Origin of the sequence: Ferdinandcohnia salidurans (genome assembly GCF_042680725.1) — a bacterium.
Classification (GTDB): domain Bacteria; phylum Bacillota; class Bacilli; order Bacillales; family Bacillaceae_L; genus Ferdinandcohnia; species Ferdinandcohnia salidurans.
Genome location: NZ_JBHUEK010000025.1, coordinates 614276 through 639643, shown reverse-complemented (window position 1 = coordinate 639643; position 25368 = coordinate 614276). Strand labels below are relative to the sequence as shown.

Sequence of the window (25368 nt, the reverse complement as noted above, 5' to 3'; positions counted from 1 at the left end):
GAATAGGAGAGTTAGAGAGATCGCGACGGGGAAAAAGGAGCATAAGCGAGGGAAGCCAAACAAAAAAACTTCGGGTAACAAAATAGTTTGTCAAATTTAGGTGAAACAGCTTATAATTCGTTATAGCAGTAGGAAATCACAAGGAGCGAGCAAAATGATTCGACGTTTTTTTGCATATTATAAGCCCCATCGCACATTATTTTTAATAGATTTTAGTTGTGCGGTGATTGTTGCGATTCTAGAACTGGCCTTTCCGCTTGCGGTGCAATGGTTTATTGATAAACTTTTGCCAACTAGTAACTGGTCTGCAATCGTATGGGTGGGCATTGGATTGTTAGTATTATATTTAGTTAGCTCAGGTCTTCAATTTATTGTAGGCTATTGGGGTCATAAGCTAGGGATTAACATTGAAACGGATATGAGGCAGCAGTTGTTTCAACATGTGCAGCGGCAATCATTTCGCTTCTTTGATAATACAAAAACAGGTCATATCATGAGCCGCATTACGAATGACTTATTTGATATTGGTGAGCTTGCTCACCATGGTCCTGAGGATTTGTTCATTGCCATTATGACCTTTGTTGGTGCATTTTGGATTATGTTAACGATCAATGTGAAGCTTGCCTTAATTGCAATTATTGTTGTGCCATTTTTAATATGGTTAATTGCTTTTTCAAATGTTCGCATGAATCGTGCGTGGAAGGCGATGTATAGCAATATTGCGGATGTAAATGCGAGGGTCGAGGACAGTGTTGCAGGGGCGCGTGTTGTCCAATCCTTCACAAATGAAGAATTTGAAATTTCTAGATTTACAGTTGATAACGGTAAGTTTCGTCGTTCAAAGCTTAGTGCTTATAAAGTAATGGGGTCAGCATCTGCTGGTATCTACCTCATGACACGCTTGTTTGTCCTTATCGTGTTAGTAGTCGGTGCATGGTTAAGCTTTAGCGGGGAGCTTACTTACGGGGAATTAGTTGGATTCGTCTTATATGCCAATGTCCTGTTTAAACCGATTGACAAAATTAATGCCCTCCTGGAACTGTACCCAAAAGGGATGGCTGGTTTCAAACGCTTTACAGAGCTACTCGATATGGAGCCTGAAGTGAAAAATGCGAAGGATGCAGTTGCTGTTCCATCTCTTCGAGGAGATATTGTGTTTGATCAAGTCACCTTTGGCTATGACGAAAAACAGGGACCAGTCTTAAAAAGTATAAATCTAAAGGTTCATGCTGGGGAGACAGTGGCATTTGTAGGTCCATCAGGAGCCGGGAAAACGACGATTTGTTCATTAATTCCACGTTTCTATGATGTTAATGGAGGTTCCATTTCAATTGACGGAATGGATATACGGAAAATGACAAAAGAATCACTGCGTTCCCAAATTGGAATTGTTCAGCAGGATGTTTTCCTGTTTACAGGAACTCTACGTGAAAATATTTCATACGGAATGCTCGGTGCATCGGATGAACAAATTGAAGAGGCAGCAAGACGGGCTCACCTAGAGGAGTTTATTGCTGGACTACCAGATGGCTATGAAACACAGGTTGGGGAACGTGGCCTTAAGCTTTCAGGCGGTCAAAAACAACGGATTGCCATTGCTCGCATGTTTTTAAAAAATCCACCAATCTTAATATTAGATGAAGCCACTTCTGCTTTAGATACAGAAACAGAGCAGATAATCCAAAAAGCATTAACAGAGCTTTCAAAAAATCGTACAACCCTTGTTATCGCGCACCGTTTGGCTACAATCCGAAATGCAGATCGCATTATCGTAGTGACAGAAGACGGTATCGCAGAACAAGGCGGACATGATGAACTGCTAGAAAAAGGCGGGATCTTCGCAAATCTTCATCAGGTTCAATATCAATCATAATAACCAGGGTTCCTGGTTATTTTTTTATGCCTAAATGGGTCAAAGATCCTATGTAAATTTCAGTCATTTGGCGGCCATTAGCATGAAATAGTGTAGAAGAAAAATGAATCTTGTCAGTTTCAATCGGATGGTAGGGAACAAGTAAAATCTGATTGTGAAATTTAATTTTAAAAAATAGTAAATTTGTATGAAAGGATGTTTTATTCTCCTTAACGAACTTAAGAGTATGACGAAAAATTGTAGGGGGAATTGTGCGTGAAAAAAGTGTTAAAGCTATTATTTGTTTTTACCTTTGTTAGTATTTTTTCACTTCAGGGAATCTGGGGCAACCCAGCAGAAGCAAGTGAAGGAGAGGAACCAGATATCCGGATTGGAGTTGTGCCTTCTGTAGATTCCTTAGAAGTCGGTGCAGTAGGTAAGTTTGATGTTATTGACAAAGAAACAGGTGAAGTTCTTTTAACAGGTGATAACGAGGAGGTTCAGGTTGAGCTTGCAGGCTCATCTGTTGTAAAAACAAACTACCGATTACAGGTTTCCTATACAACAAGCAATGCGGCTGTTGCGGATTGGTTACACCTTGCAGAATCAAATGGTTATCCAACTTATGTTGAAGATTATAATAATGGTTGGCGTTTATTGATTGGAGAATTTCCGTCAGACGCCTCATTTGCGGTAAGGAATGCTTTTAAAAATGAAATTGTTGCAAAAGGCTTAGGCGCTAGTGATGCCTATTGGAGATTAATTACAACCGTTGAAGGCGAATCCACAATCAAGGTCTCAAAAGGAGAAACAGCCATTACAACAACAAATCCGATTCAAGTTGTTTCTGAGGATCTAGTGACAATTGACGGAAAAAAATATCGTGGAATCGCGGAGGTTGGTTTTAATAGTTCAGGGGCACTTGCGGGAATCAATGAACTTCCAATTGAGGAGTATTTATATGGTGTTGTCCCACGTGAACTGCCGCCTGTACCATACGGTGAATTAGAGGCACAAAAATCACAAGCCATTGCTGCAAGAACATATGCCTTATCAAACATGGGTAAAAGAGGTAAGGACGGGTATGATCTTCTTCCAACAACGTCTGACCAAGTGTACGGCGGTTTTGATGCTGAACATCCAATCTCAAACGATGCAGTTGATGGTACACGAGGAATTGTTGCAACTTACGAAGGAAAGTTAATTACGGCTGTGTTTAACTCTACTAGTGGCGGTTTTTCGGCCAATAACGAAGATGTATGGAGTTCAGACCCTGTTCCTTACTTAAGAGGTGTTCCAGATGCACAAAGAGGTAAGGCGTTTGAGCACGTTCCATCTCTTGAGGTCTTCAAAAACAATAGCAACTCCAAGTCATTACGTGCAGCGAGTGAAGGGGATTTTGAAGCAGATTGGTCAAAATACCATCGTTGGAATTTTGAATGGACAGCAGAAGAAATGAGCGATGTATTGAGCGCCTCTTTTAATACTGAGGTGGGTAAGGTATATGAAATTAACGTTTTAGAGCGCTCAAGTTCAGGTCGTGTGCTCAATATTGAGTTTGTTACGGAGAATGGTACCTTTTATGAAACCAAGGATCGCATTCGAACAACTTTAAAATATATTAATGCAAGCGGGAATCAAGCTTCACTCCTAAGCACGCTGTTCCATATTGAGCCTGTGAAGGATAATAATAAAGAAGTAACTGGATTTAAAGTATACGGTGGCGGCTGGGGCCATGGTGTTGGCTTGTCACAAACGGGTGCAGTCGGGATGGCTGAAAAAGGGGCAAGCTTTGAGGAAATCCTCAAGCATTACTACCAAGGAATCGATATAGAGGATAGATACTAAGAAAGAAGACTCGTGCTTGGGCACGAGTCTTTTTTTATAATTTAAATGAACTTTTCAATGAAACAGTTCGGTTAAAGACGGGATGGTTATCTGTAGAGTGCGTCGGATCGACGTTAAAGTAACCATGTCTAAAGAATTGGAACTTGTCATGTGGCTTCACATCATTCATGTTCGGCTCAACGAATCCATTTAAAACCTCAAGTGAATTTGGATTGACGTAATCTAGGAATGTTTTGTCCGCATCTTCCTCATTTTCGTCTGAATCTAAAATAAGTGGCTCATACAGACGGAACTCAGCAGGAACCGCTTGTGTTGCCTCGACCCAGTGAATCGTACCTTTTACCTTACGACCTGTAAAGCCTGTACCACTCTTTGTTTCAGGGTCATACGTACAACGAAGCTCCACCACATTTCCTTCCTCATCCTTAATGACTTCTTCACATTTAATGAAGTACGCGTGCTTTAGACGAACCTCATTGCCAGGGAAAAGACGGAAGTACTTTTTCGGCGGATTTTCCATGAAATCCTCTTGCTCGATATAGATTTCGCGAGAGAATGGGATTTGTCTTGTCCCCATTTCCGGATTTTCAGGGTTAATTTCTGCATCCAGCATTTCTACTTGTCCTTCTGGATAGTTGGTGATAACTACCTTCAGCGGATTGATAACCCCCATTGTACGAGGTGCTTTAAGCTTTAAATCTTCACGAACGAAATGCTCAAGCATTTGTGTATCAACAGTTCCGTTGTTTTTCGCAACCCCTAGCTCACGCAAGAATGTACGGATTGCTTCAGGTGTATATCCTTTTCTTCTAAGCCCAGAAATGGTTGGCATGCGGGGGTCGTCCCATCCATCCACATAGCCTTCATCTACAAGAAGCTTTAGCTTACGCTTGCTCATCACCGTATTTGTTAAATTGATACGGCCAAATTCAATTTGTTGAGGTGTACTTTCCATTTCACATTGCTCTACAACCCAATTATAAAAAGGACGTTGATCCTCGAATTCAATTGTACAGATGGAGTGAGTTACACCTTCAATTGCATCCTCAATCGGATGAGCAAAAGCATACAATGGATAGATGCACCATTTATCACCAGTATTATGATGAGTTGTATGAGAAATTCGGTATATAACTGGGTCACGTAGATTAATGTTTGGTGACTTCATATCAATTTTTGCACGAAGCACTTTTTCACCATTTTCATACTTGCCAGCGCGCATGTTTTCAAATAGCTCAAGGTTTTCCTCGATTGTACGATCGCGATATGGACTTTCTTTTCCTGGCTCTGTTAGGGTTCCACGATATTCACGGATTTCATCTGCGCTTAAATCATCCACATATGCAAGACCCTTTTTAATGAGTAAAATAGCCCGGTCGTACATTTCCTCAAAGTAATTCGATGCAAAAAATAAACCGTCCCAATCATATCCAAGCCATTTTACATCTTCTTTAATCGAGTTCACAAACTCAATGTCCTCTTTTAAAGGGTTTGTATCATCAAATCGTAGGTTTGTTCTACCTTTAAATTCATCCGCAAGGTCAAAATTTAGGATGATTGATTTAGCGTGCCCGATATGTAAATACCCATTTGGTTCTGGTGGGAAGCGGGTCACAACATGGTCGCGCTTTCCAGTTTCTAAATCGTCGATTATGATATTTCTAATAAAATTTGAAATGTTATTATTTTCCACGGCCATAACCTCTTTCGTTATCCTTTACTGGGCGTTCAAAAAGTCTTGGTACTACTAATTGCTTCCTTTCCTTTTGAACGGTACTATAATTGATGAATATATCATAAAACCAGAATAATTTCCATTATTCTCATGTTTACCAAAGTTTAAGTTGATTATTAGGATGTCTTTCATATAAGCTTTACTGTATCTGAAATTATCAACTTTATTCACTGGGGGTTGAACCCCACTGAATAAAGTTTTAAGCCTCCGGCGGATGCCACAGATTTTCAGAGGAAGTTTTTCGATCAAGATCGAAAAAATCTGGGCGCAAATACGCCAAGGCGCATTTGAATTTATTGGAGCGAGGTTTTATGGAAAATAAAAATGAAATTATGGAAATCTGCCTGTTAGCGGGGAAAATCATGCTTGAGAGTGGGGCAGAAACGTATCGAGTCGAGGACACGATGAATCGTATGGCCGCAGCTTTTGGGAATGTAACGTCTCATAGCTATGTAACACCAACTGCAATCATGTTTTCGACGAGTGAAACAGAACCTTCTAATTTAATACGAATCAATGAGCGATCTACGGATTTAGAAAGAGTAACTCTTGTTAATGGCATTTCTCGTAAAATAAGTAGTGGGGAATTAACGCTTCCAGATGCAAAGCGTGAGCTAGACGCACTTTCCAAAAAAGATCTTTCTTATCCCATTTGGATTCAGATTTTTTCAGCAGCCATAGCTAGCGGCTGTTTTACGATCATGTTCCTAGGAACCTGGGTAGACTTTATTCCATCATGTATTACAGGTGGAGTCGGGTTTTCCATTTTTGTATTTCTTCATCGATTGGTTCGAATCAAATTTTTTGCTGAGATTATGGCATCGTTTGTGATTGGAGTGGTTGCCTATCTTTTTATCGTTACTGGGGTTGGAGCAGAGCTTGATAAAATAATCATAGGTTCCGTGATGCCACTTGTACCTGGGTTATTAATTACAAATGCAATCAGGGATTTGATTGCAGGTCACCTTGTTTCGGGGATTTCAAAAGGTGCAGAAGCTTTTTTAACTGCTTTAGCAATTGGCACAGGGATAGCTGTCGTGCTGGCCATTCTTTAATATGAAAGGAGTTTAAAATGTTTTCCCATTTGATTACAAGCTTAGTTGCTTCAAGTACATTTGGAATCATCTTCAATGTTCCGAAAAAGTCACTTATAAAATGTGGGTTTGTCGGGATGATTGGTTGGATGTTATATATCTTCTTATTCTTTCATGGGGTTGATGCGGTGTATGCGACCCTTGCTGCATCTTTTTTGGTTGCTGTCATCAGCCATATCTTTGCAAAGGTCTATAAAAACCCAGTGATTATCTACAGTATCGTTGGAATCATCCCGTTGGTGCCGGGTGGCATTGCATATAACGCGATGCGGAATTTTGTTGAAAATGAATATTCAACAGCACTACCACTGGCAGCAAGGGCATTTATGATCTCAGGCGCGATTGCCTTCGGACTTGTCTTATCCGAGGTGATGAATCAGTTGATTATAAGGAGAAAGAAGAGAGCTTAGTAGAGGCCTTCCGGATTAAATTCCAGGAGGCTTTTTATTTTGGATAGGTGTTGGCTTTTTGGCTAATATCGATAGCCTTGAGCCCAATCAAAAAGTTCATGAAATATAAAGGAATTTCGGCATATTCATAGAAAGTAAGGGTGTATAATCGTTCGATCATACAAACACCATCTTCAATTCGAAGGGAGACGTCTATGAGTAAAAACGATGGCATTTATAATGATTTATCGAAGGAGATGACATATGGTGACTATCTTCAGTTAGATACATTACTCTCAAGCCAGCACCGTCTTTCCGAGCACCATGATGAAATGCTTTTTATCATTATCCATCAAACGAGTGAGCTTTGGATGAAGCTTATCTTACATGAAATGAATGGAGCAAAAGCGTCTATTTTAAACAATGACCTCGAACCGGCTTTTAAGATGCTATCAAGGGTCTCAAAAATTCAGCAGCAATTGATTCAGTCCTGGGACGTTCTCTCAACACTAACTCCCTCTGAATATATGGAATTTAGGGGAGAGCTCGGAAAGTCATCAGGCTTCCAATCCTATCAAAATCGGTTAATCGAGTTTGCATTTGGTCATAAGAAGCCGAATGTGCTTGGGGTATATAAGCATCAACCTGAAATTTACAAACAGGTTGAAAATGCGCTTCAAGAGAAAAGCATCTATGATGCAGCGATTTTAGCTCTTTCAAAAAGGGGCTTTAATATCGATAAATCATGCCTCGAAAGAGATTGGACGGAGGATTACAAAGCGAACGAAAGTGTTGAACAGGCATGGCTAGAAGTCTATCAAAATGTTGATAAATATTGGGATTTTTATGAGCTTGCGGAGAAGTTAGTTGATATAGAATCCCACCAACAGAAATGGCGCTATAATCACATGATTACGGTTGAAAGAATTATCGGATATAAAAGAGGGACTGGAGGTTCGGCAGGGGTTGAGTACTTAAAGCAGGTGATCAATCATCGGTTTTTCCCAGAACTATGGAATATGCGGACAAAATTATAAAGGGGCTTACGTAAAAATGGACATACAAATACAAGCCGTTTCAAAAGAGGAAGAAGACGTTTTACATAATCTCATGCAATTTTATATATATGAATTTACGAAGTATATGAGTAGTATAACGATAAAAGATAATGGGCGTTTTGTTAGATTTAATCTGGATGTCTATTGGACCGAATGTAACCATCATGCTTATTTTGTAAAAGTGGATGGTTTACTTGCAGGATTTGTTTTATTGCAAAGTCAATCAGAGAAAGAGCCCAATTCGATAGAAGAATTTTTTATCATGAGAGGTTATGAGGGAAAAGGTATTGGCTCCAATGTTGCCGAGCAAATCTTTTCAATATTTCCTGGAAGGTGGTATGTGCAACAGTCGGAAAAGAATGAGCGTGCCCGGGAGTTTTGGAGAAATATCATTTCAAAATGTACGAAGGGAAACTTTGAGGAACGATTTGATGAAAGAAACTGTTCAATTCAGGAGTTTACTATAGAAGAAAAAAATAAGGAGTTCACCAAACGGTGAACTCCTTATTTGATCAAAAATTTCTCAAACGGCAAGTAATAAACGGGGTAATGTTCTAACTGTTCAAAGCCGAGCTTCTTTGCAATTGCAATCGAGTCTTTACGAAACGACTCCGTTGTCCAGTGAGGGGTTACATCCCGACTTAGACATTCTTCGATAAAGGCCCTTGCCATTGCGGTAGCAAGTCCTTTGCCCCGGTGGTTTGTGTCATATGTGTTAATTCCAATTTCGTATTCATTTTCAGATACAAAAACAGAGAGACAAGTTCCAATCACAGTTGATCCTTGAACAACGGCATACCCAAAGCCCTTTTGAAAAAATAAATCAAGGGATTCTCCCCAAAATTTTATAATTTCATTTTTAACAATATGGTCTCTATCTCCTTCAATTAGCTCCGGACTAATTGGTTTTACCTCGTAACCTTCAGGCACACCTCTAGAATCGCTAGCATTAAACCATTCTTTATGAAAAACAAACGGCACACGCTCGCCTTTCAGAAGTGAAACTCTCGTAAAAATGGATTCAATAGATCCATTCCATTCATGATTTGGGTAAATTTCGAGATTTAACGTATCCTCCTCTGGGAGTGCGTCAGGGCGGATCACAGATGCGATATATTCTTCTAGTTCTGAATTAAACACCTGATTATCAACCCTTCCGCAAAGATAGAACATCTCATTTTTTGCCCAAATAAAGGCAGTGTTAGGATTTCTCAGGTTGTCTACGTATATCTCACCAGGATTATTACCATCAATCACTCCATTCATAACGGGATGGTTTTCTAGTCCAGTGAGGAGTGGTTTCACATTTATAAAGTTAACAGCATCGAGCTTAACAATCATTTTCTTCACGACCTTTTATCGATTCAGGTGTCTAATTGGATCCTGTTAAAACAAATATTCTCCACAACAATTAAAATTTCCTTTTGTCTCTGAAAGTTTTGTGTACAATAAAGAGGATGAACTGTAATGGAGGAAATGACATGATTACGATGAAGGAAATTGCGAAGCTGGCTAATGTGTCTAGTGCAACTGTTTCACGCGTGCTGAACAACTCAGGATATGTGAGTGATGATGTTCGCAAGCGAATCTTAAAAATTATTGATGAAACAGGTTATATTCCCAGTGAGCATGCAAAGGCATTACGGACAAAGCAATCCAATGTCATTGGTGTCATTTTACCAAAATTAAGCACTGAGACAGCTAGTAGAATTGTGAGTGGAATCAGCGAAGAACTAGCCAAACACGGCTATCAAATTCTATTAACCAATACAAATCTGGATCCGAAAAAAGAAATCGAGTATGTGAAACTTTTAAAAAGCAAACAGGTTGATGGTATCATTCTTCTTGCGACAAACCGAAGTGAAGCACTACTTAAGGAAATCGAAAAACTTAAAATACCTTTTGTGGCGACTGGACAGGAATTCGAGGGGATACCATCCGTTATTAACAATAATCATGGTGCTGCAAAAGACATCACCAATCTCTTGATCAATAAGGGTCACACTAAAATTGCCTTTATCGGTGTAGACGAGTCAGATTACGAGGTAGGATACAAGCGTAAAGCGGGATATTTGGCTGCGTTAGAGGAAAGCCAATTACCTGTTATAGATCAGTGGATTCAAAAAGGGGAGTTTACGATTGAATCAGGCTATATGATGGCAAAAGCGATCATTGAATCTTCTTCTGAGAAACCAACTGCAATTGTCGCTGTTACGGACCGATTAGCCATTGGAGCTATGGAGTACCTCAAAGAGCAAGGATTACATGTTCCAAAAGATGTGGCTCTTACAGGTATGGGTGCGTCCGACTTATCAAAATATATCACCCCTAAATTAACAACGGTCGACCTATTAAGTGAGCATACGGGAGCTGAAGCAGCGAAGACATTACTACAAATATTGCAGGAAGGGATTTCCTTAGAAAAAAAACAAATCGACTATAGACTAATAATTAGAGATAGTATATAATCGGTTTTGTAATGATTGTGTAATCGATTACACATGAGCTATTATATTTTTTTAAGTGATATGTAATCGATTACCTATATTTTTAATGTATATGTAATCGATTACACCAAAACACTATTTAATAGAGGTGAAAGTAATGTCAGAAAATCGTCGAATTGCTGAAGAAATCATTGAAGCAGTTGGTGGTAGAGAAAACATCCTTTCTGCCGCACACTGTGCGACAAGATTACGAATTATGGTACAAGATAAAGAAAAAATCAACCAAGAAAAGATTGAAAATGTAGATAAGGTTAAGGGGGCATTCTTTAACTCCGGTCAATTCCAAGTCATCCTTGGTACAGGAACAGTAAATCGTATTTATGAAGAAGTCGAGAAACTTGGAATTGAAACATCAACGAAAGCCGACCAATCAAAAGAGGCAGCAAAAAGTGGAAATGCGTTTCAACGTGCTATAAGAGCATTCGGTGACGTATTCGTTCCAATCATCCCAGCATTAGTTGCAACAGGCCTTTTCATGGGTGTTCGGGGCTTAGTGATGCAAGAGCAAATCCTTGCATGGTTTGGCTTAACACCTGCTAGTATCCCAGAAAACTTCATTTTATTTACACAAATTTTAACGGATACAGCCTTTATTTTCTTACCAGCACTAGTAGCATGGTCAACATTCCGCGTGTTTGGTGGAAACCCAACTATTGGACTCATACTTGGATTAATGTTAGTTAGTCCATCATTGCCAAACGCATGGGGAGTTGCAGGTGGTGAAGTTGAACCACTGAAATTCTTTGGCTTTATCCCAGTGGTTGGTTATCAAGGTTCTGTAATTCCAGCTTTTATCGCAGGTATTGTTGGTGCGAAGCTTGAAAAATGGATTCGTAAACGTGTACCAGAAGCATTGGATCTAATTGTAACGCCGTTTTTAACATTACTAATCATGATTGCTTTAGCACTCTTTGCAATTGGACCCGTATTCCACACAGTTGAAAACCTGATTTTAGACGCAACAGTAGCGGTACTTGAGTGGCCATTTGGATTAGCGGGTATTGTCATTGGTGCCTTAAACCAAATCATCGTTATTACAGGTGTCCATCACGTCTTTAACTTATTAGAAATACAACTACTTGAAAACTTCGGTAATAATCCTTATAACGCGATTGTTACTTGTGCAACTGCGGCACAAGGTGGAGCAGCCTTAGCTGTGGGATTAAAAACAAAATCAAAAAAATTAAAAGCTTTAGCACTACCATCATCATTATCGGCATTTTTAGGAATCACAGAACCAGCTATTTTCGGGGTTAACCTTCGATATGGAAAACCGTTTATTATGGGTATTATCGGTGGTGGAGTTGGTGGTTTCTTTGCCTCAATCTTTGGACTAAAAGCAACAGGGATGGCAATCACCGTAATTCCTGGAACATTGCTTTATCTAAATGGACAAATTTTGCTCTATATTCTCGTGAACGTAATCGCAATAGCGGTAGCATTCATTCTTACTTGGATGTTCGGGTATTCAGATAAAATGCAAGAAGGCAAGTAATGACTTGCCTTCTTTACGTAAGGAGTTCATCATGAATCAACATGAATTAATAAACAAGGCAAATCAAGAAGTTGAGCGAAACAGAGAAATGGTAGAAAGTGATCCATATCGTTTGCGATTTCACTTAATGCCTCCGGTTGGTTTGTTAAATGATCCAAATGGGTTTATTCAATTTAATGGAGTTTACCACTTGTTTTATCAGTGGAACCCTTTTGAAACGTCTCACGGCGCGAAGTTTTGGGGGCATTTTACCTCAAAGGATCTCATAAACTGGGAGCATCAGCCAATTGCTCTAGCTCCAAGCGAATGGTATGAAAAAAATGGCTGTTATTCAGGAAGTGCCATTGAGCATGAAGGAAAAATGGTGTTATTTTATACAGGGAATGTAAAGGATGAAAATGGGGACCGTGAGACCTATCAATGTATGGCCGTTTCACAGGACGGGATTACGTTTGACAAAAAGGGTCCAGTCATCCATCTCCCAGAAGGCTACACCGCCCATTTTCGTGACCCAAAGGTATGGAACAAGGATAATACGTGGTATATGGTGCTGGGAGCACAAGATCTAGACGAGCAAGGGAAGGTTGTTCTTTATTCTTCTACAGACCTAAAGAATTGGGAGTTACTTGGTCCAATAACGGGTTCGTTTATGAATCAACTTGGCCCGTTCGGTTATATGTGGGAATGCCCAGATTTGTTCGAGTTAGACGGGAAGGATGTTCTCCTTGTTTCACCGCAAGGGCTTGACCAAGTGGGGGACTTATATCAGAACTTATTCCAAGCGGGTTATTTTGTTGGGGAGTTAGATTATAAAAAAGCTTCTTACCAGCATGGCTCTTTTACTGAATTAGATCGCGGCTTTGATTTCTATGCTCCGCAAACAACCGTTGATGAAAAAGGAAGAAGGCTCCTTTTTGCATGGATGGGTATTACGGATGATTATGAAAAATATCAACCGACCATTGAAAAAGGTTGGATACATGCGATGACCCTGCCACGTGTTCTTATACGTAAAGGGGAAAAAGTTATTCAGCAGCCTGTGGAAGAGTTGCAGCAGTTACGTAAACATGAAGTGTCTAATAATGAGGTTCAGCTTACAACATCAAATGTTACCCTCGAAGGGGTAAAAGGTGAAGCTGTTGAGCTCCTTCTTGATAAAATGAATTACGAAGGGGAAACCTTTGAAATCAACTTTCGAGGTGGAGCAAGGTTTGTATATTCTCCGAAGGTAGGAAAAATGAGCCTCCACCGCGAAAACTTTAAGGATGGAAGTCTCGAATCGCGCCATTGTATGATTGATGCGGTGAAGAAACTACATGTGTTTATAGATACTTCTTCGATTGAGATTTTTGTGAATGATGGGGAAGAAGTGTTTACAGCAAGATATTATCCCGATGTTGCGGATCATTCTATAATATTTTCAGCAGATGGAAAGGTCCAGTTTGATTTGAAGAAATGGGATTTGGGCTGAGGTACATGCTCAACGTCAAAAGGCTTAAGCATGTACCGGAAGAAGGGTTTTGCGGTACATGCTCATCACCCAAAATACCAAGCTTGTACTTTTAGCCCTAATAGTAAGTAGTCTAATCTAAACGAAAGAAAGTGAAGCAATGAAACAAGGTGTAATTTGTTTAGGTGAAGCATTAATCGATTTCATTCCACTTGACCAAGACAATATGCAGTTTCTCAAGAGCCCTGGAGGTGCGCCGGCGAATGTTGCGGTAGGTGCGGCAAGACTTGGTGCAAAGTCGTCCTTCATCGGGAAGGTTGGGGATGATGTTCTTGGCAATTTTTTAAAAGAGACCTTGGAGAACTATAAAGTTCAAACGGAAACGATGTACCTTTCTAATGAAGTTCGAACAGCCATTACGTTTGTTACATTGGGAGAAGACGGTGAGAGGGAGTTTTCGTTTTATATTGAAAAAAGTGCAGACCGCTTTTTAACTCCAGAAGAGATTCCAGCGACTCTTTTTGACGAGCATAATGTGTTCCACTTTGGTTCAATTTCTCTCATTGATGACCCAGCGGAGTCAGCGACGAAGAGGGCGCTCCAACTGGCGAAGGATAAAGGTCTAGTCGTTTCTTACGATCCAAACCTCAGGCCAATGCTATGGAGGGATTTAGACACAGCTAAACGAAAAATCACTTCAATGCTCAGTGAGGCGGATGTCGTGAAATTATCAGAGGTCGAGTTAGAGTTTATTACCGGTGAGACAGATATTGAACGTGGTGTTACAAAACTAGCGCAATACAATATTCCCCTTTTGTTCATCACGCTTGGTAAGGATGGAGTGCATGCTTTCTTTAAGGGTGAGTCCATTTTTGTGGAAGCAAGAAAGGTAAAAAGCGTGGATACAACAGGAGCAGGAGATGCGTTTGTATCAGGATTACTGTACCAGTTCAGCGAAAGAGACAAAAAGATAACGGAATATACGCTAGACGAAATCAAGGAAATGGCTACGTTTGCTAGTGTATCTGGCGCGCTGGCTGTCTCGCAAAAAGGAGCAATGACTGCATTGCCGACACTTGAGCAGGTACAAGCATTTTTAGCTGAAAAATGAGGTGGATCCATAGTGGGTCCGCTTTTTAATTGCGTTTTAATGAACTATAATTGTGTTTTATTTTTTGGATATACGCTTTATTTTTGATAATTGCGCATTAATCTCCGGAAATGCGCTTTATTTTCAATAATTGCGTTATAGCCGTACTCAAACTCAAAAAAGGTGGATCCCAACCCGGGAATCCACCTTATCTCTTACAATGATTTCTCTAATTCAAACCAGTATATACATAGCGTTTCCAGCCCTTTGTCAAAATTCTCGAGGTGGAAGTGCTCATTTGGTGCATGGAAGTTTTCAGTTGGAAGTCCGAATCCCATTAACACAATTGGCGCGTGTAAGACTTTATCTAGGGTTGAGATAATCGGCAATGTACCGCCGCCGCGTGTAAATGAGGTTGGCACCTTATATACTTGCTCATAAGCACGACTTGCTGCTTGAATCGCAGGGTGGTCAAATGGCGTTACATATGGTGCACCTTTGTCAAAAAGCTGCAAGCTCACTTCAATTCCAACCGGTTTATTTTTTTCAATATGTTGTTTAAGTTGTTCGACGATCACATCAGGATCTTGATTTGGGACAAGTCGACATGTGATTTTTGCATGTGCCTCTGAAGGGATAACGGTTTTGATACCTTCACCCTGGAACCCGCCGTAGATTCCGTTTATATCAAGAGTAGGGCGAACCCATGTTCTCTCAAGATAACTATGGCCTTTCTCTCCAAAAAGAGCAGGTACACCAAGCTCTTGACGTTGTTTTTCCTCATCAAAATTCAAATCCTCAAATGCTTGTTTTTCTTCCTCTGTTATCGGTAGAACGTCATCGTAGAACCCTTCAACAGTTATTTTTCCGTCTTCATTATGGAAAGAATCTAGTAATTGAACAAGGGCATTAATTGGATTATGTACGCCACCACCATAAAGGCCAGAATGTAGGTCGCTTTTTGCACCTTTTACATCAATTTGAAGGCCTGCAAGTCCTCGTACTCCATAACTAATTGTCGGTTTTCCGCGTTCATTCATACTAGTATCAGAGACTACAATAACATCTGCAGAAAGAAGCTCTTTGTTTTCTTCAACAAATGCAGGAAGATTCGGACTTCCGATTTCCTCTTCACCTTCAATACAAAATTTGAAGTTGAGTGGCAGTTTTCCTTCCGTTTTTAAAATAGTTTCCAATGCCTTGAGATGCATAAATGTTTGACCTTTGTCATCGCTTGCTCCACGTGCATAGATTTTATCATCGCGAATTTCTGGCTCAAATGGAGGGCTGTCCCATAAATGAAGTGGGTCAACTGGCTGAACATCATAGTGTCCGTAAATCAAAACAGTTGGCTTTCCTTCCGCATGAAGCCAGTCCCCATATACAACTGGATGTCCTTTGGTAGGATGAATGCTTACATTGTCCATACCAATGTTTCGTAAGCTTTGAGCTACCCATTCTGCAGTCGCTTTTACATCTTCTTTGTGATCAGGCAATGCACTGATGCTAGGAATTTTGAGCAAGTCAAAGAGTTCTTGTAGATGAGATTCTCTATTCTCGATTAAGTAGTTTTGGATATTTGGATTCACGTATATTCCTCCTTATTTAATACAATACATAATTCTGGATTTATTTAAAAAATCCTCTAAGATTTTATCTTGGTGAAACTAATACTATTATTGAAAAATATTGAATGGAGAGGGAGAAGAATATTTTGTGAGTGACTTCACAAAATGCTTGTAGTTTTTTGTCGAATTATGCTATTATCTTCCTGTAGATAATTTCCTCAATTCTGCAAATTAGTAATTCGTCCCTCCTTTAACCCCAAAATTTCAAAGAATAGATTCTATAGTTAAAAATTAAAATAATTTTTTATTTCTGTAACATGTTTATAACTGTTAAAAATTCAAATCAATAGGGTTTGTTTTTTTTATTACGCAAAAAGAGGTGAACAAAAAAATGGAAGACTAATTCTTAACCCTATAATAGTGCAATGTAAATGAGTTTAATATTCTTTTTAGAGTTTAAACTGCATTACAACGGGAAAAATGAGGGGAGGAAGTTTCTAACATTTTTCAAAAAGCAGACCCTAAATTCCTAAAAAGGGATTTTTTTAATGCACAAAAAATTGAATAGGGAGGTTTAAGTTATGCATTTGTTACCTCGAGAAATTGACAAGCTCATGATAGTTGTAGCAGCAGACCTTGCGAAGCGCCGGAAGGAAAGAGGCTTAAAACTAAATTATCCGGAAGCTGTCGCATTGATTACATATGAAGTAATTGAAGGAGCAAGAGACGGAAAAACCGTTGCTGAACTGATGGAGTACGGAACTACGATTTTGTCGCGGGAAGATGTTATGGAGGGAATACCCGAAATGATTGACGATATACAGGTAGAAGTGACTTTTCCAGATGGAACGAAATTAGTCACAGTCCATAGTCCAATACGCTAAACAATTCAAGGAGGGATTTCATAATGATACCTGGGCAATATGTTTTACAAGACGAGGAGATTATTTGTAACGAAGGAAGAGAGATTTACACCCTTTCTGTTACAAATACAGGTGACCGTCCTATTCAAGTAGGGTCACACTTTCATTTTTATGAAGTGAATGAAGCTCTTCTTTTTAATAGAGAGGATGCATATGGAAAACGATTAAATATCCCTGCTGGAGCAGCAGTTCGATTTGAACCCGGAGACGAAAAAGAGATTCAACTTATTTGCTTAGCTGGGGAACGAAAGGTATATGGCTTTAACAATAAAGTGGATGGACCCTTAGAAGGTGGGTGTAAATAATGAGTTTCAAAATGTCTAGAAAACAATACGCAGAAATGTTTGGGCCAACAACTGGGGATTCAATTCGTCTAGCAGATACAGATTTATTTATTCAAATTGAAAAGGATTATACCACGTATGGAGAAGAGGTTGTATTCGGGGGCGGTAAGGTAATTCGTGATGGAATGGGACAGCATCCGCTTGCTACCCGAGGAGAAGGTGTAGCGGATACGGTTATTACAAACGTAGTCATTCTTGATTACACTGGGATTGTAAAGGCAGACCTTGCCATTCGAGACGGAAAAATCTATAAGATTGGAAAAAGTGGTAACCCGTTAGTGATGGATAATGTCGACATTATTATTGGTGCATCGACAGAAATTATTGCGGGAGAAGGGTTAATCGTCACAGCTGGTGCGATTGACACGCATGTGCACTTTATTAACCCGGAGCAGGTCCAAGTTGCGCTTACATCAGGAACAACGACTTTAATAGGCGGTGGGACTGGTCCTGTTGCTGGATCAAAGGCCACTACGGTCACACCAGGTGAATGGAATATCCACCGTATGCTCCAAGCAGCAGAGGGCCTTCCAATTAATGTCGGATTTACAGGAAAAGGACATGCGGCATCCATGGAGCCATTAGCGGAGCAAGTAAAAGCTGGGGTTATTGGGTTAAAGGTTCACGAAGATTGGGGTGCTACTGGTTCATCCCTCGACTATGCATTAAGAGTAGCGGAAGAATATGATATTCAAGTAGCTCTTCACGCGGATACATTGAATGAAAGTGGCTTTATGGAGCGCACAATGGCAGCAGTAAAAGATCGGGTTCTTCATATGTACCATACAGAGGGTGCAGGTGGGGGGCATGCACCTGACTTGATAAAATCAGCGGGGTACTCAAATATTTTACCATCATCAACAAACCCGACACTCCCATACACAATTAATACTGTTGATGAACACTTAGATATGGTCATGGTATGTCACCACTTAAATCCTTCAGTTCCTGAAGATATTGCCTTTGCAGATTCAAGAATTAGAAGGGAAACGATTGCGGCAGAGGATATTCTTCAAGATATGGGAGTTTTCAGTATGGTCAGCTCTGATTCCCAAGCGATGGGACGTGTAGGTGAGGTCATCTTACGTACATGGCAAGTGGCTGACAAAATGAAAAAACAAAGAGGAACCATGCAGAATGATAGTAAGTATGCAGATAATAACCGGGCAAAGCGTTATATCGCAAAATACACAATCAATCCTGCAATTACACATGGAATCTCCAAACATGTTGGCTCTATCGAAGAAGGAAAAATGGCTGACCTTGTATTATGGTCACCAAAGTTTTTTGGAGTAAAACCAGAGATGGTGATTAAGAACGGTCTAGTTGTTACTGGTTTAATGGGGGATGCCAATGCGTCCATTCCAACCCCACAGCCGTACATTTATCGCCCAATGTACGCACAATACGGAAAAGCTTTATCGAAAAGCTCAGCCACCTTTGTTTCTCAGGCAGCTTTTGATGAAGGAGTTCATGAAAAACTAGGATTAGAAAAAATAATCCTCCCAGTTGGTGGCATTCGCACGCTATCGAAAAAGGATATGAAATTGAATTCAGAAACACCAGAAATTACGGTTGATCCACAAACATATGAAGTGAAAGTAAATGGGGAACTGTTAACATGTGAACCGGTTGATGTGGTTCCTATGGGGCAGCGATATTTTCTATTTTGAGGTGAACATAGTTGATTATTGAAAAAGTGCTAACAAATATAGAAGAAATGGATCGCAGTGAAATTGAGAAGCGCCATATCGAAAAAGTATATTTAGAAAGCTCACATTTAGTAAAAAGAATCCAAAGAGTAAAAACCGATCATGGGAAAGAAATAGGGATTCGGTTGAAGGAAGCACGCGATCTAGAAGCAGGCGATGTGTTATACATGGATGATAAAAATATGATTGTCATTGACGTACTTTCGGACGACCTGCTTGTCATCAGTCCTCAGAATATAAAGGAAATGGGGACAATTGCTCATCAGCTGGGAAATCGTCACATCCCTGCTCAGTTTGAAGACGAAAATATGCTCGTTCAATATGATTATTTAATAGAGGAATTGTTACAGCAGCTTGAAATTCCTTATAAACGGGAAGACAGAAAGGTAAAACAAGCGTTTAGGCATATAGGTCATAGCCATGGATAAAAATATCCTCTCTTTATTTCAGCTATGTGACTCTAACCTACCGACTGGGGCATTTAGCCATTCTTTTGGATTAGAGACTTACATACAAGAGAATCTTGTAATTGATGAAAAAACCTTTTACAAATGGCTACAAGTATATGTAAACGAACAGCTCATCTATACAGATGGGCTTTCATGTCGTCTAGTTTTTGAGTCATTACAAAATGAAGATATTCAACATATTTGGGAGCTTGACCAAAAGCTAACCGTTCAAAACTTGCCACGTGAAACGAGAGAAGGAACACAAATGATTGGGGATCGCATGCTTAAACTTGCGGATTTATTATACGGAATGCCATCGCTTACCCTGTACAGGGAACAGATTAGGAATAAGGAGGCGTATGGCCACCCATCCATCGTTTTTACAATGGTTGCTTTCGGTCTCGGAATTACAAAAGATAATGCTATTCTGTATTATTTATATTCCACAGTTTCCAGTCTTGTTCAAAATGCCGTGCGTGCCATTCCTCTTGGTCAAACCGCTGGGCAGCGTATTATCCATAAATTTCAATCGGAGTTAACGCAGGCGGTTGATAAGATTCTAGAATTACCGGAAGAGGATTTTGGAATTGTATCTCCCGGTCTCGAATTATCCCAAATGAAGCATGAACGAGTCAATATTCGTATTTTTATGTCTTAAAAGAATTAGGAAAAGGAGCGTTATATATGGAACCAGTTAAAATTGGAGTAGGAGGACCTGTAGGTGCAGGCAAAACAATGCTAGTAGAAAAACTAACCCGTCGTCTTGAAGGAGAAATAAAAATGGCGGTTGTCACTAATGACATTTATACGAAGGAGGACGCTAAGTTTCTTATCCAAAATGGTGTGCTTCCAGAAGATAGAATTATAGGTGTAGAAACAGGAGGTTGTCCGCATACGGCTATAAGAGAAGACGCATCAATGAATTTCGCTGCAATTGATGAACTAATAAGCCGTCATCCTGATCTCGAGCTAATTTTCGTTGAAAGTGGCGGAGACAATCTTGCAGCTACTTTTAGTCCAGAATTGGTTGACTTCTCAATTTATATTATCGATGTGGCGCAAGGGGAGAAGATTCCTCGTAAAGGTGGACAAGGTATGATTAAATCTGATTTGTTCATTATTAACAAGACGGATCTAGCTCCTCATGTAGGTGCTAGCTTAGAGATAATGGCAAATGATACGAGAGTTTTTCGAGGAGATAAACCATTTGTCTTTACAAACTTAAAAAGTGAAGAAGGCCTCGATGAGGTTATTGACTGGATTAAGAAGCATGTATTATTAAAAGGATTAGAGTAAGATGTCAGCTTGGACAGGTGAATTATCCTTAACTCTGGAAGATCGTAACAGTAAAACGGTAGCGAAGAGGGTTTATTTTCAGGGTGCCTTCAAGGTGATGAGGCCTGTGTATCATGATGATACAGGGAAGGTTTGTTACTACTTATTAAATCCAGGGGGCGGATATTTAGATGGTGACCGCTATAGGATGGAAATAGCAGTCAAAGAAGGAGCGAAAGTTACCCTAACGACCCAAGGAGCAACGAAAGTATATAAAACACCCAAAGATTATGTTTATCAGGAAACTGAGATTTCCCTTAAGAAAGGGAGTTATTTGGAATATCTTCCTGATCCCTTAATCGCCTATGAAAATGCTCATTATAAGCAAAAAAATGTGATTCATATAGAAACAGGTGCAACATTTGTATATACAGATATTATAACCCCTGGGTGGTCTCCGAGCGGGGATAAATTCAGTTACAAAACAATTCAATTAATAAATGAAATTTATTTAGATGGTAAGCTAGGGGTGTTTGATCATATTAAACTAACCCCCTCACAGCAAGCTATTACGGATATTGGCTTTATGGAAGGTTATACCCATTTAGGATCTATGATCGTAATTGGCAATCAAACTATTAACCAGCTTCTTGATGAGTTATATGAAATGATGAAAGAAAATGAATCTGATTTTTCCTTTGGTCTATCAAGGTTAGCGATTCCGGGCTTTAGTATTCGTGTACTGGCCAACTCTACACAGCTCATTGAACGTATCTTTGCAAATTGCCATAGCGAAATTATGCAAAAATGGTTCGGAACTAAGCCAAGTTCATTACGAAAGTATTAAATTTATTTTTCAGAAGCCCCCTCTCTTTGAAACTGAAGAATATTTGTCATAAACTTGGGATATTACTTTAATAGTTAATAAATGAGGGGGATTCAAATGTCCAAGGAGAACAATGAGGAACAACCTGTAATAGAAGACTTCGAGGTCGAACCACTTTTTGAGGATCATGTTCATCATCAAAGACATGCATTCACTTTTAACATTCAAGGTGATGAGTTCAAGGGTCACTTTTATGAGGATGAGATTCAATGGCTTCACCCGCATCCAAAACAAATGATTGGTGAGGAAAAGGTAGAAGCAATCGAAGCTGCTATCTACGATTCGATGAAGGAACATGGAATTACTAGTGAGATTAAAGACTTTGAAATAACGCAAGCGTTTGAGGATCGTACGTATGAACGTAAGCAATTCATCCTTCAGGTACAAGGCGAGGAATTCAAAGGATTTGTACACGAGGGAGAAATTCAGTGGTTTCACCCACAACCGCAACAAAAGCTCGAAGAAAAGCAACTTGAGGCCATTGAGGCAGAGATTCATGATAAGGTAGTGGACCAAGGAGAAAATAGTAAATAAACTTTAATTTTTAGATAAAGGCCAGCATAGGCCTTTTTTTATTTGCGCCAAAAAGAGGATTGAAATTAAATTTTATAAAATAGTACAAAGGTCTGAAGGTAAATTTCATATTCTTCAAGAAATAGAGAACATAGGTAAAATAGCAAGCTTTTTCTGATTGCGCGCTTAGGGAAATCTTGCTAGTTATAAAAACAAATGGGGAGTGGGGAACTATTATGCTGATTAGAAAGGCACGTAAGTTTTTAGGAGTTATGGTCATGATTGTTCTTGTAACAAGTCTTTTTTCACAGGTTGGACAAGCTTCAGCAGCTGAAGAAGAAAGATCATGGAAAGATTACACAGAAAAAATTATGGCGAAGGATAATGATAATGGAACCTTAGAACTAGAGCTTCAGGGTACCTTTAAGCTTGCGAAAAATTATGATGTTACTCTAAAAGGGGAAAACAGAGTGTACCAAAAAGCCCTTGCGGATGTAAGAGTTGGTGCGGAAAATGTAACCGTTCGAGTGAATCACAAAAATGAAATTACGAAAATTTTTATCGATAGACCGACTCCAATTGAAACAATGAGGGTTGGGATTATGACATCAGGGTTCGCATCTGTTGACCACGATACAATCGTGTTAAGTTCTAAAGCGGGACTAGAAATTGTCGATAAAGTGGCAGGTGAAGCATTCACAATTCCGGCAAATGAGATAGTAACCTTCAGACCTTCTGAAAACGAAATCACATTAACGAATGCGACTGGAGAGGTATTATATACAACTCCGAACAGACTTTATGCTTTTACTGAAGAGGGAAGTAAAATTAAAGTTGAAAATATTACACGAGCAAGTGGAGACCCGTCCTACCGTGGGTTCTTTGAAATAACGACATCACAATCAGGGGATAAATTGAATTTAATCAATGAAGTTGATTTTGAGCAATATTTATATCAAGTGGTTCCGAGTGAAATGCCTGCATATTTTGGCGTAAATGCACTAAAGGCACAGGCAGTAGCGGCTAGAACCTACGCGTTAGGCGACTACTTAAGTGACCGTTTTGCAAAAGATGGATTCTTTGTATTAGACAGTGTCATGAGTCAGGTGTATAACAATACACCTGAGAATGCTGCAACCACACAGGCTGTGAATGAAACAGCGGGAGTTATTATGTTAGGTGAAGATGGTAGTTTAGTAGATGCACGATATTATTCAACCTCAGGGGGATATGGTGCGTCTAAACATCAGGTATGGGCTGAAGCTGACGGTACATTCCCAAGTAAGGTTCTACCTTACCTAATCGCACAAAGTCATACATTTGATCCAAATGATTCTAGTAAAATGCTAGAAATTGACACGCAAAGTGAAGAAGAAATTCTTGCATTCTATAAAACATTATCTCATACGGGGTATGATGGAAATTCACCTTGGTTTAGATGGAAGACGAGTCTATCTAAGGAAGAGCTAGAGAATACAATCAACGCTAACATTGTGAATAGACAAGCAGCAGACCCTAAGTTTGTGTTAACTCAAAATGAAGCAGGAGAGTTTGTAAGCCAGCCGATTCCTGCAGAAGGAATTGGGGAATTTGTTGATATGTACGTTGCGAAACGTGGCGATGGCGGGAACATCATGGAGCTTGTCATCGAAGGTACGACAGGAACGTACAAAATCATAAAAGAGTACAATATTCGTTTCACAATTAGACCATCTAATGCTTTTACAAAAGGTGAAACGGTTGTGTTGCACCGTGCTGTTGCTGGTAGCTCAGATTACACGGGCACACTTGACAACTACACAATCCTTCCATCAGCATTCTTTGGTTTTGAAATCGATGAAGAAAAGGGTGTAACATTTTATGGAGGCGGAAATGGACATGGTGTTGGTATGAGTCAATACGGTGCATACTATCTTGGAACTACATTAGGATATGAGTTTGATAGAATCCTGACTTCTTATTATCCAAACATGTCTCTCCAGAATACATCTGTATTAACTCAAGAATAAAATGCATGGAACTGCTATCCAAAAATGGGTGGCAGTTTTTGTCGTTAAAATAATATTTTAATTAAACATAATATATATTGAAATATAATTTCTAATACGTATAATAAAAGTAACGACCAATTGAAAATTGGGGGATATGAATCATGTATGTTATGGGGATTGATGGAGGCGGGACGAAAACAAAAGGGGTTATTGCCGATGAATTTGGGAATGTCTTTGCAGAGGCATTGGTTGGGGCGACCAATCAAAATGGGGCTGACCATCAAAGCATTGAAAAAGAGTTAGAGACCTTGTTTTCTTCCTTAAAAAGTCAACATAAAGAAGCATTTGAAAATCTTCATACGATCTTTGCTGGGATAGCAGGTGTTGACCGCCCTGAGGCAAAGAAGATTATGGAGGGTATTCTAGTAAAACTCGTCCCATCACAGGCAAGGGTCATCATTGACAATGACGGGGTGAATGCTCTGTATTCTGGAACACTCGGGGCGCCGGGAATTGTCCAGATTTGCGGAACTGGCTCAATCACTTTCGGAGTGAACGATAAAGGTGAGCGAAAACGTGTTGGTGGTTGGGGGTATTTAATTGATGATGAAGGCAGTAGCTACGAACTAGGCAGGGAGGCATTACATTCCATTTTTAAGTCCTACGACAATCGAGGTCCTAAGACGGTATTAACGGAAATGATCGTCCAGCATTTTCATATAACTGATCCTTCAGATTTAATTTCAGTAGTATATGGGGCTAAGCATCCACGCGAGATAATTGCGCCATTAAGTAAGTACGTTACAGAGGCTGCTGATCAGAATGATGAAGTGGCAAAGGAACTAATCCGAGAATCGGGAGCTAAAATTGCAAGTTCAATCCATCATTTGTACAATCAGCTTTTTCCATCGAATGAAAGGGAAGTTCCAGTGGTGCTTGTAGGTGGCTTATTTACACGGAGTGACTTGTTTGTCCCTATTATTGAAGGGCTTTTGAAACATATTCAACTCCCAGTCACACTAGTCAAACCTCCTACTGAACCTGTAGGTGGCGCAGTGGCTGCTGCAATTTATCTTGCGGGAGGCAAACCCGATACGAGATTTGTAGAAAAAATAAATGAAACAATAGTACAATAGTTTGATATTTTATTTGAATTTTTATTTTAAAAATTTAAAATATTTGCTATAAT

General features: G+C 39.6%; 23 protein-coding genes. 20 read left to right on the top strand and 3 right to left on the bottom strand.

The annotated features are described in order from the left end of the window. The first annotated feature begins 154 nt into the window (after window positions 1-154). Together ACFSFW_RS17450 and ACFSFW_RS17445 are read left to right on the top strand one after the other, a co-directional pair. Complete coding sequence (locus ACFSFW_RS17450) at window positions 155-1873, top strand: ABC transporter ATP-binding protein (protein WP_388040126.1); 1719 nt, start codon at window positions 155-157, stop codon at window positions 1871-1873. A 255-nt stretch (window positions 1874-2128) separates the two neighbouring features. Next, complete coding sequence (locus ACFSFW_RS17445; RefSeq protein ID WP_388040124.1) at window positions 2129-3700, top strand: SpoIID/LytB domain-containing protein; 1572 nt, start codon at window positions 2129-2131, stop codon at window positions 3698-3700. 34 nt (window positions 3701-3734) lie between these two features. Here the strand turns inward: ACFSFW_RS17445 and ACFSFW_RS17440 are convergent, their stop codons facing one another. After that, complete coding sequence (locus ACFSFW_RS17440) at window positions 3735-5399, bottom strand: glutamine--tRNA ligase/YqeY domain fusion protein (RefSeq protein WP_388040122.1); 1665 nt, start codon at window positions 5397-5399, stop codon at window positions 3735-3737. Window positions 5400-5746: 347 nt separating this feature from the next. On the opposite strand from ACFSFW_RS17440, the gene ACFSFW_RS17435 reads away from it, so the two are divergent. From ACFSFW_RS17435 to ACFSFW_RS17420, 4 genes are all read left to right on the top strand, one after another. Beyond that, window positions 5747-6490: a threonine/serine exporter family protein gene (locus ACFSFW_RS17435; RefSeq protein ID WP_388040117.1), complete on the top strand. Its 744-nt coding sequence runs from the start codon at window positions 5747-5749 to the stop codon at window positions 6488-6490. Between the two features lie 17 nt (window positions 6491-6507). Then, entirely contained in the window at window positions 6508-6939 is a 432-nt protein-coding gene (locus tag ACFSFW_RS17430; protein ID WP_388040115.1) for a threonine/serine exporter family protein, read from the top strand. Window positions 6940-7133: 194 nt separating this feature from the next. Then, window positions 7134-7955: a tryptophan 2,3-dioxygenase gene (gene kynA / locus ACFSFW_RS17425; protein ID WP_388040113.1), complete on the top strand. Its 822-nt coding sequence runs from the start codon at window positions 7134-7136 to the stop codon at window positions 7953-7955. Between the two features lie 16 nt (window positions 7956-7971). Beyond that, complete coding sequence (locus tag ACFSFW_RS17420) at window positions 7972-8475, top strand: GNAT family N-acetyltransferase (protein WP_388040111.1); 504 nt, start codon at window positions 7972-7974, stop codon at window positions 8473-8475. A 5-nt stretch (window positions 8476-8480) separates the two neighbouring features. Here ACFSFW_RS17420 and ACFSFW_RS17415 read toward each other — a convergent pair whose 3' ends face one another. Beyond that, entirely contained in the window at window positions 8481-9317 is an 837-nt protein-coding gene (locus ACFSFW_RS17415) for a GNAT family N-acetyltransferase (protein WP_388040109.1), read from the bottom strand. Between the two features lie 140 nt (window positions 9318-9457). On the opposite strand from ACFSFW_RS17415, the gene ACFSFW_RS17410 reads away from it, so the two are divergent. The 4 genes from ACFSFW_RS17410 to ACFSFW_RS17395 all read left to right on the top strand — a co-directional run bounded on the left by ACFSFW_RS17410 (window position 9458) and on the right by ACFSFW_RS17395 (window position 14539). Then, the gene (locus tag ACFSFW_RS17410; RefSeq protein WP_388040107.1) at window positions 9458-10444 is read left to right on the top strand and encodes a LacI family DNA-binding transcriptional regulator; all 987 of its coding nucleotides are present in this window, start codon (window positions 9458-9460) and stop codon (window positions 10442-10444) included. Between the two features lie 136 nt (window positions 10445-10580). After that, window positions 10581-11978: a sucrose-specific PTS transporter subunit IIBC gene (locus tag ACFSFW_RS17405; RefSeq protein WP_388040105.1), complete on the top strand. Its 1398-nt coding sequence runs from the start codon at window positions 10581-10583 to the stop codon at window positions 11976-11978. A 31-nt stretch (window positions 11979-12009) separates the two neighbouring features. Further along, a complete protein-coding gene (locus ACFSFW_RS17400) occupies window positions 12010-13449 on the top strand; it encodes a glycoside hydrolase family 32 protein (RefSeq protein ID WP_388040104.1) in 1440 nt (479 codons plus the stop codon). 139 nt (window positions 13450-13588) lie between these two features. Continuing rightward, a complete protein-coding gene (locus tag ACFSFW_RS17395) occupies window positions 13589-14539 on the top strand; it encodes a carbohydrate kinase family protein (protein WP_388040102.1) in 951 nt (316 codons plus the stop codon). 194 nt (window positions 14540-14733) lie between these two features. On the opposite strand, the gene ACFSFW_RS17390 is transcribed toward ACFSFW_RS17395, so the two are convergent. After that, complete coding sequence (locus ACFSFW_RS17390) at window positions 14734-16107, bottom strand: dipeptidase (RefSeq protein WP_304213673.1); 1374 nt, start codon at window positions 16105-16107, stop codon at window positions 14734-14736. A 560-nt stretch (window positions 16108-16667) separates the two neighbouring features. Between ACFSFW_RS17390 and ACFSFW_RS17385 the strand changes: the two genes are divergently transcribed. From ACFSFW_RS17385 to ACFSFW_RS17340, 10 genes are all read left to right on the top strand, one after another. After that, a complete protein-coding gene (locus ACFSFW_RS17385) occupies window positions 16668-16970 on the top strand; it encodes an urease subunit gamma (protein ID WP_304213675.1) in 303 nt (100 codons plus the stop codon). Window positions 16971-16993: 23 nt separating this feature from the next. Next, window positions 16994-17314 carry an urease subunit beta gene (locus ACFSFW_RS17380; RefSeq protein ID WP_304213677.1) on the top strand — a complete coding sequence of 107 codons (321 nt, stop codon included), beginning with the start codon at window positions 16994-16996 and terminating at the stop codon, window positions 17312-17314. Further along, window positions 17314-19026, top strand: a complete 1713-nt coding sequence (gene ureC, locus ACFSFW_RS17375; RefSeq protein ID WP_304213679.1) for an urease subunit alpha — start codon at window positions 17314-17316, stop codon at window positions 19024-19026. The genes ACFSFW_RS17380 and ureC overlap by 1 nt, the downstream gene beginning before the upstream one ends. Window positions 19027-19037: 11 nt before the next feature. Then, complete coding sequence (ureE, locus tag ACFSFW_RS17370) at window positions 19038-19493, top strand: urease accessory protein UreE (RefSeq protein ID WP_304213680.1); 456 nt, start codon at window positions 19038-19040, stop codon at window positions 19491-19493. After that, a complete protein-coding gene (locus ACFSFW_RS17365) occupies window positions 19486-20172 on the top strand; it encodes an urease accessory protein UreF (protein WP_304213681.1) in 687 nt (228 codons plus the stop codon). The genes ureE and ACFSFW_RS17365 overlap by 8 nt, the downstream gene beginning before the upstream one ends. Before the next feature lie 26 nt (window positions 20173-20198). Then, on the top strand, window positions 20199-20810 hold the full coding sequence (gene ureG, locus ACFSFW_RS17360; protein ID WP_304213683.1) for an urease accessory protein UreG: 612 nt from the start codon (window positions 20199-20201) through the stop codon (window positions 20808-20810). Window position 20811: 1 nt separating this feature from the next. Continuing rightward, window positions 20812-21636: an urease accessory protein UreD gene (locus ACFSFW_RS17355; protein ID WP_304213685.1), complete on the top strand. Its 825-nt coding sequence runs from the start codon at window positions 20812-20814 to the stop codon at window positions 21634-21636. Window positions 21637-21732: 96 nt separating this feature from the next. Beyond that, complete coding sequence (locus tag ACFSFW_RS17350; protein WP_304213687.1) at window positions 21733-22209, top strand: hypothetical protein; 477 nt, start codon at window positions 21733-21735, stop codon at window positions 22207-22209. Window positions 22210-22424: 215 nt separating this feature from the next. Continuing rightward, entirely contained in the window at window positions 22425-24197 is a 1773-nt protein-coding gene (locus tag ACFSFW_RS17345; RefSeq protein ID WP_388040099.1) for a SpoIID/LytB domain-containing protein, read from the top strand. Window positions 24198-24340: 143 nt separating this feature from the next. Continuing rightward, on the top strand, window positions 24341-25315 hold the full coding sequence (locus ACFSFW_RS17340; RefSeq protein ID WP_304213691.1) for an N-acetylglucosamine kinase: 975 nt from the start codon (window positions 24341-24343) through the stop codon (window positions 25313-25315). The last annotated feature ends 53 nt before the right edge of the window (window positions 25316-25368 follow it).